Source organism: Gammaproteobacteria bacterium, assembly GCA_028817255.1.
Lineage (GTDB): Bacteria > Pseudomonadota > Gammaproteobacteria > Porifericomitales > Porifericomitaceae > Porifericomes > Porifericomes azotivorans.
Genome location: JAPPQA010000099.1, coordinates 1 through 6347, shown reverse-complemented (window position 1 = coordinate 6347; position 6347 = coordinate 1). Strand labels below are relative to the sequence as shown.

Below are 6347 nucleotides of genomic sequence, written 5' to 3'. Positions count from 1 at the left end.
CTCGTACTCGGTATAGACGGTGAAGGGTTCGGCCAGGGCGCGCTCCGTGTAGCGCTTGGCCTCGTTGCCGAAGCGCATGACGGTCCCGGGGTCTTGCAGGCCGAAGTACCGGGCTTGGTACCACATCCTTTTAATCATGCGCCGCGCCGGGCGGCCGGGGCGGGTCTCCGGGCAGTCCACGTAGTAGAGCCGCAGGTGCAGTTCTCTGCCGTTCGCCTTGACGTAGAAGCTGTCGCCGTCGTTGGCGGGATGGCCCCGGACCAGCGTCGCGCCGGGCAAGACGCTCAGGCCGTCGGCAGCCGCAACGGGCGCGGCCCGTGTCGCGGCCCAGCTTAGGGCCAGCGCCACAGCGAGCAGGGGAAAGAGGGGGCGCGTCTTCGGCATGGTTTGCGGGTTTGGCCGGGGTGCGGACGGGCGGCGGATGCGGATGCGGCCTTTCATTCGATTGGCTATTTTACTGGCTGCTGTCCGGGGCTGCCGTCCGGCGGGGCGCCCTGGCGCTCGAAGGGGAGGCAGTCTATCAGGCGCGCCTTGCCCAGGCGGGCGGCGGCCAGCGCGACCAGACGCTGAGGCCCCCGCGCGGGCGCGGGGTCGGCGGGCGGCGCCAGGGTGCGGGCGTCGCGGACGCTGACGTATTCGGGGCGGAAGCCGGCGGCGGCGAGCTCCTCGCGGGCCCGCTCTTCCAGCGCTTGCAGCCCCCGCGCGCCGTCGCGGACGCGCCCGGCGAGCCGCTCCAGCGTCCGGTACAGCGCCGGGGCGGCGGCGCGTTCCGGCGGCGAGAGGTAGGCGTTGCGCGAACTTAAGGCCAGCCCGTCCGCCTCGCGCGCGGTGGGCTCGGCGACGATGCGCGCACCCAGCGCCAGGTCGGCGGCCATGCGCCGGATGACCAGAAGCTGCTGGTAGTCCTTGAGGCCGAAGACGGCCACGTCCGGGCGCGTCAGGCCGAACAGTTTGGCGACGATGGTGGCGACGCCGGCGAAGTGCCCCGGGCGCGAGGCGCCGCACAGGATGCCGTCCAGTTCCGGCGCCCGGACCTGCGTGTGCCCTTCCGTGCCGTGGGGGAACAGTTCTTCCGTTTGCGGCAGGAAGACTGCATCCGCGCCGTGCTCGCGCAGCAGCTCCAGGTCCCGCTCCGGGGTGCGCGGGTATTCGGCGTAGTCCTCGCCGGGGCCGAATTGGATGGGGTTGACGAAGATCGTGGCCAGCGCGCGCTCCGCCTCTCGCCGCGCCCGCCGCAGCAGGGCCAGGTGGCCGCGGTGCAGGTTGCCCATGGTGGGCACCAGCGCGACGCGCAGTTCCCGGCGCCGCCATTCGGCCAGGCATTCCCGCAGCTCGGCGATGCGGCGCAGGCAGCGCATGGGCGTGGTGCGGGGCGCGGTGCGTGGCATCTGGCAGGAGGGCGGGGCGGACGGCGCGGGGCGGACGCGGGGCGCTATGGGCGGCAGTGGGGCGGCAGCGGCGTCATCGGCGGCGCAGTCCGCGGGTCAGGCGCGGGCGGCGCGGCGCATCGGGCGGGGGCGGCGCGGCGCATCGGGCTCAGGCCGGGGTTTCCGCGGCGCCGGGGAAGCCGCCGTCCTTTACCTGGCGCACGTATTCCCGCACGGCGCCGCGGATGCCGCCGCCCGTCGCCAGGAAGTCCCGGCTGAAGGAGGGGCGGCGCTCGCCGATCCCGAGCAGGTCGTAGAGCACCAGCACTTGGCCGTCGCAGTGGGGGCCGGCGCCGATCCCGATCGTGGGGATGGACAGGGCGGCGGTGACCCGCTGCGCCAGGGCCGCGGGCACGCATTCCAGCACCAGCAGGGCGGCGCCGGCCTCTTGCAGCGCCAGGGCGTCTTCCAGCAGCCTGTCGTCGTCTTCCCGTTTGCGTTTCGGGGCCCGGTGGCCGCCCAGCCGGAGCACGGACTGGGGCCGCAGACCCAGGTGACCGCATACCGGGATGCCGGCGCCGACCAGCAGGCGCACGGTCTCGGTCAGTTCCGCGCCGCCTTCCAGCTTGACCATTTCCGCCCCCGCCTCGCGTACCAGCCGGCCGGCGTTGCCCAGCGCCTGCGCCGGGGTGGCGTAACTGAGGAAGGGGAGGTCGGTGGCCAGCAGGGCGCGGCGCACTCCCCGGCGCACCAGGCGGGTGTGGTAGATCATGTCCTGCATCCTGACGTGCAGGGTGGTTGCCTCGCCGTGCAGCACCATCCCCAGCGAGTCGCCCACCAGCACCACTTCCACCCCCGCGGAGTCCAGGATTGCCGCGCAACCGGCGTCGTATGCGGTCAGGCAGGCGATCTTCTCCCCCTTGCGCCGCAGCCGTTGCAGGCTGGCCGCGCTTACTCGGGCCATGGCTGCGATTCGCCGCCAGGGTTCAGGTAGTGGCGCCCGGCGCGGCAATTCCGCAGGTGCCGCAACAGTGCCTGGAAGTCCTGCTCGCTGTCCGCCAGATTGCACTCGGACACGTTGACGATCAGCAGGGGCGAGCTTTCGTAGTAGTGGAAGTATTCGATGTAGGCGCCGCAGATGCGTTGCAGGTATTCCGCGTCTATCCGGCGTTCGTAGGAGATGCCGCGCCGGGCGATGCGTTGCAACAGCACTTCGGGCGGCGCCTGCAGATAGATCATCAATTCCGGGACCGGGGCCGACTGCGGCCCCAGCAGATCGTACACCTGCAAGTACAGGCGGTATTCCTGCTCCTCCAGCGTCTCTCTGGCGAACAGAGGATCCTTGTCCATCATGAAGTCGGCCACCCAGTGCGGCGGTTGGAACAGCCCGATCTGCCGCAGCCGCCCGATCTGCCGTTCGCGCTGGAACAGGAAGTAGAGTTGCGCCGGCAGCGCGTACCGCTCCGGCGCCCCGTAGAAGTGGGGCAGGAAGGGGTTGTCGCGCGACTCCTCCAGCACGGGTTGCATCCGCAGGTGCTGGGCGAGCTTCTTTGCCAGCGTCGTCTTGCCGGCCCCGATCGGGCCTTCGATCACGATGCTGGCCGGCGCCTGCGCGCCTGTCGTCACGATCCCTCCAGGCGCTCCGCCCTCAAGCGCCCCGCTCCCAGGCGCTCTGCCCGTTGTCCCCGGACTTGCGGCAACAGCGCCGGCAGCTTCCCCAGGCCGGGGATGCGCAGCTCCGGGGCCAGCTCGTAGAGGGGGTAGAGCACGAAGGCGCGGCTGCCGATCTCCGGGTGCGGCACGGTCAGTTCCTCGCCGGCGATGCATTCGTCGCCGTAGAGCAGCAGGTCCAGGTCCAGGGTTCGCGCCTGCCAGCGCTCCGCGTCGCGGGTGCGCCCCTGGCGCCGCTCGATCCGCCGCATTTGCGCCAGCAATTCGCGGGGCGGCAATTCGGTTTCCAGGCGGGCCACCGCGTTCAGGTAGAACGGCTGGTCCTGCGGCCCCACCGGCGCGCTGGAGTAGAGGGAAGAAACGGCGTCCAGGCGGCTGGCGGGCAATTTCCGCAATGCGGCCAGGGCGCGCCGCAATTGCTTGCGCGGCCCTTGCAGGTTGCTGCCGAGCCCGATATAGGCGGGGGTCATTCGCGCCGGTCCCGGTCGCCCCTTCCTCTTCTGCCCCCTCTGCCTCGGCCCCGGCGAAAACCCAGGGGGCCGCGCCGCCGCCCGTCGCGGTGCCCGTCCTGGCGCATGCGCTGCCGGTTGCCGGCGACGGGCGCGGACATCGCCAGTTCCCGCCACCGCTGTACCAGCTCTCCCACCTCTTCGCCCGCCTCGTGGCGCAAAGCCAGGAAGTCGTAACTTGCCCGCAACGCCGGGTGCTTCTGCAGCCGTTCCCTGCGCTGCTTGATCCAGCGTTCCTCGAAACGCGCCTGGAATTCCCAGATATCGCGCACGGTGGCGGTAACGAGGCGCGGGATGGAGAGACTCTTGATTTGGCGCGAGAGCAGGGCGGCGCCGGCCAGCTCCATCGCCTGTATGCGCGACAGGCCCTTGCTGCAATGGTTTTCGGCCAATTCCTGCACCGGGTGCCAGAACAGCGCGGCGAGCGGCAGGGCCGGCGATATCGGGCGGTCCTCCCGGTAGCGCCGGTCGGTGTCCGTCAGCACTTGCGTCATCAGGGTGCGGGCGGTTTCCCCGGAAGGGCCGGTCATGGCCCGTTCGGCGGCGGGAAACAGGTGGCCGAACAGGCGATAGTCGCGCAGCCGCCGGAAAGTGTCCCGCGCGTGGCCGTGGAGGAACATCTTCAGGAACTCCTCGAAAAGCCGCGCCGCCGGCACGTCTTCCAGCAGCGGCGCCCGTTCCCGGATCTGCCTTGCCGCTTCCGGCTCGATCTCCATGTCCAGCTTGACCGCGAAACGCACCGCTCGCAGCATCCGTACCGGGTCTTCGCGGTAGCGCTGGTCCGGGTCGCCCAGCGGCCGCAGCTGCCGGCGTTGGATGTCTTTCATGCCGCCTACGTAGTCCACCACGGAGAAATCCTGGATGTTGTAGAACAGCGCATTGACGGTGAAGTCCCGCCGCCATACGTCTTCCTCGATGTCGCCATAGACATTGTCGCGGACGATGCGCCCCCCTTCCGCGCTGTGCCCCTCGTGCGCCCGCGCCCGGTCGTGCGAGGCGCGGAAGGTGGATACCTCGACGATCTCGCGCCCGAAGAGGATATGCGCCAGGCGAAAACGCCGCCCGATCAACCGGCAGTTGCGGAACAGTTCGCGGATCTGCTCGGGGTGGGCGTCGGTCGCCACGTCGAAATCCTTGGGTTGCTTGTCCAGCAGCAGGTCGCGCACGCAGCCGCCCACCAGGTAGGACTTGTAGCCCGCGTTTTTCAGGCGGTAGAGCACCTTCAGAACGTTGGGGCCGATGCGGGAGCGCGAGATATTGTGCTGATCGCGGGGGATAATGCGAGGCGGGAGGGGGGCAATGCGTTGCTGTTCTTTTCCGGGCATCGTGATCCTTTCGCTTTCGGGTTGCGGCGCCTCCCTGCCTTGGCGGGGGCCGTCCGGCCCGGGTATGATACCATCTTCGCCGGTCCGCCGGTTCTTATATACGGATGCGGATGGCCTTTGCGGATGGCCCTTGCATCTTCGCTCCCTTCGTCTAGCGGTCCAGGACATTGCCCTCTCAAGGCGAAAACAGGGGTTCGAGTCCCCTAGGGAGCGCCAAAGAAATCTGCCCCGCGGCGCGCGGGAGCCCGCCATTCCCCGCCCGTCGGTGCTACACTAGCGGGCACTCGATGCGCGCCCTGGTCAGCAGTCCTTCCTTTTGTCCGCCTCTGCGCCGGGGTCGTCCCGGGGGGCGCCGCCGTGGCTGAAGACGCCCGCCGGACGCCGGTCGTTTCCCCCTTGCCGGGCGAGGGCCGCGGCGCCGGGCCGGACGCCGCCGCCGCGCCCGACCCCGAGGGCCGGCTGGTCATCGGCATTTCCTCGCGGGCCCTGTTCGACCTCGACGAGAGCCACCGCATCTACCAGAACCAGGGGGTGGAGGCCTTCCGCCGCTACCAGGTGCAGCACGAAGAGGAGCCCCTGAAACCGGGCGGGGCCTTTCACCTGGTGCGCAAACTGCTGCGCATCAACGAACTGCCCGGCCGCCGCGGCAGGGTGGAGGTGATCCTGTTGTCGCGCAACAGTGCCGACACCGGCCTGCGGGTGTTCAATTCCATCGAACATCACGGGCTGGCGATCACCTGTGCCGCCTTTTGCGGAGGGTGCAGCCCGCATCGTTACGTATCCGCCTTCGGCGTGCACCTGTTTCTCTCTATCGCGCCGGAGGATGTAGAGAACGCCCTGCACAGCGGCGTCGCGGCGGCCACGCTGATCCCCTCTGCCGCCGGCGCCTCCGACGACGGGGAAGTCCGCTTCGCCTTCGACGGCGATGCCGTGCTGTTTTCCGACCAGGCGGAGCGCGTATATCACGAGCGGGGGTTGGCCGCCTTTGCCGAAGACGAACGCAGGGCCGCCGCCCAGCCCCTGGACGGGGGGCCGTTCAAGCCCTTTCTCGCCGAGCTGCACCGCCTGCAGAGCGTCTTTGCCGGCGGCGCCAGCCCGATCCGCACGGCGCTGGTGACGGCCCGCGCCGCCCCCGCGCACAAGCGGGTGATCACCACCTTGCGGCACTGGGGGATTCGTCTCGACGAAGTGCTGTTCCTGGGCGGGCGGGACAAGACGGACTACCTCAAGGCGTATGGGGCGGACGTGTTCTTCGACGACCAGATGAAGTACTGCGGCAGTGCCAGCCGCGAGATCCCCACGGGTCACGTGCCGCACGGCGTCGCCAATCTGCCCGCCGATGCGCCCGCCGATGCGCCCATTGCCCCCGGCCTTTCCCGCGGAAAGGGCGAACGATAGTTATTGCCTGGCGGACTGGCATGGCAAATATCCGCCATTCCCGCGCAGAGCTTGCCCCTGGCTTGAACAGGGGCGGG

The 6347-nt window shown here is 69.9% G+C and carries 7 protein-coding genes and 1 tRNA gene; 2 read left to right on the top strand and 6 right to left on the bottom strand.

Annotation, left to right across the window (positions count from 1 at the left end; genetic code table 11):
* The 6 genes from OXU43_04335 to pcnB form a co-directional block, all read right to left on the bottom strand.
* Positions 1-384 (bottom strand): hypothetical protein (locus OXU43_04335; protein ID MDD9824381.1); only part of this gene is annotated, 384 nt, incomplete at its 3' end.
* Between the two features lie 65 nt (positions 385-449).
* Entirely contained in the window at positions 450-1388 is a 939-nt protein-coding gene (gene panC, locus OXU43_04330) for a pantoate--beta-alanine ligase (protein ID MDD9824380.1), read from the bottom strand.
* Positions 1389-1536: 148 nt separating this feature from the next.
* Positions 1537-2331 (bottom strand): 3-methyl-2-oxobutanoate hydroxymethyltransferase, encoded by a 795-nt coding sequence (panB, locus tag OXU43_04325; protein ID MDD9824379.1) that lies wholly within the window; start codon positions 2329-2331, stop codon positions 1537-1539.
* Complete coding sequence (locus OXU43_04320) at positions 2319-2993, bottom strand: deoxynucleoside kinase (protein ID MDD9824378.1); 675 nt, start codon at positions 2991-2993, stop codon at positions 2319-2321. The genes panB and OXU43_04320 overlap by 13 nt, the downstream gene beginning before the upstream one ends.
* Positions 2990-3508, bottom strand: coding sequence for a 2-amino-4-hydroxy-6-hydroxymethyldihydropteridine diphosphokinase (gene folK / locus OXU43_04315; protein ID MDD9824377.1), 519 nt, complete (start codon positions 3506-3508; stop codon positions 2990-2992). The genes OXU43_04320 and folK overlap by 4 nt, the downstream gene beginning before the upstream one ends.
* Positions 3505-4872: a polynucleotide adenylyltransferase PcnB gene (pcnB, locus tag OXU43_04310; GenBank protein MDD9824376.1), complete on the bottom strand. Its 1368-nt coding sequence runs from the start codon at positions 4870-4872 to the stop codon at positions 3505-3507. Before pcnB ends, folK begins: the two co-directional genes overlap by 4 nt.
* 140 nt (positions 4873-5012) lie before the next feature.
* Between pcnB and OXU43_04305 the strand changes: the two genes are divergently transcribed.
* Together OXU43_04305 and OXU43_04300 are read left to right on the top strand one after the other, a co-directional pair.
* Positions 5013-5088: transfer RNA gene (locus OXU43_04305), tRNA-Glu, on the top strand.
* A 180-nt stretch (positions 5089-5268) separates the two neighbouring features.
* Positions 5269-6270: a 5'-nucleotidase gene (locus OXU43_04300; protein ID MDD9824375.1), complete on the top strand. Its 1002-nt coding sequence runs from the start codon at positions 5269-5271 to the stop codon at positions 6268-6270.
* Positions 6271-6347: the final 77 nt, after the last annotated feature.

Bases quoted from the DNA above. Each gene is read 5' to 3' on its own strand.
- folK (MDD9824377.1), bottom strand. From the start codon at position 3,508: ATGACCCCCGCCTATATCGGGCTCGGCAGCAACCTGCAAGGGCCGCGC.
- panC (MDD9824380.1), bottom strand. From the start codon at position 1,388: ATGCCACGCACCGCGCCCCGCACCACGCCCATGCGCTGCCTGCGCCGC.
- pcnB (MDD9824376.1), bottom strand. From the start codon at position 4,872: ATGCCCGGAAAAGAACAGCAACGCATTGCCCCCCTCCCGCCTCGCATT.
- panB (MDD9824379.1), bottom strand. From the start codon at position 2,331: ATGGCCCGAGTAAGCGCGGCCAGCCTGCAACGGCTGCGGCGCAAGGGG.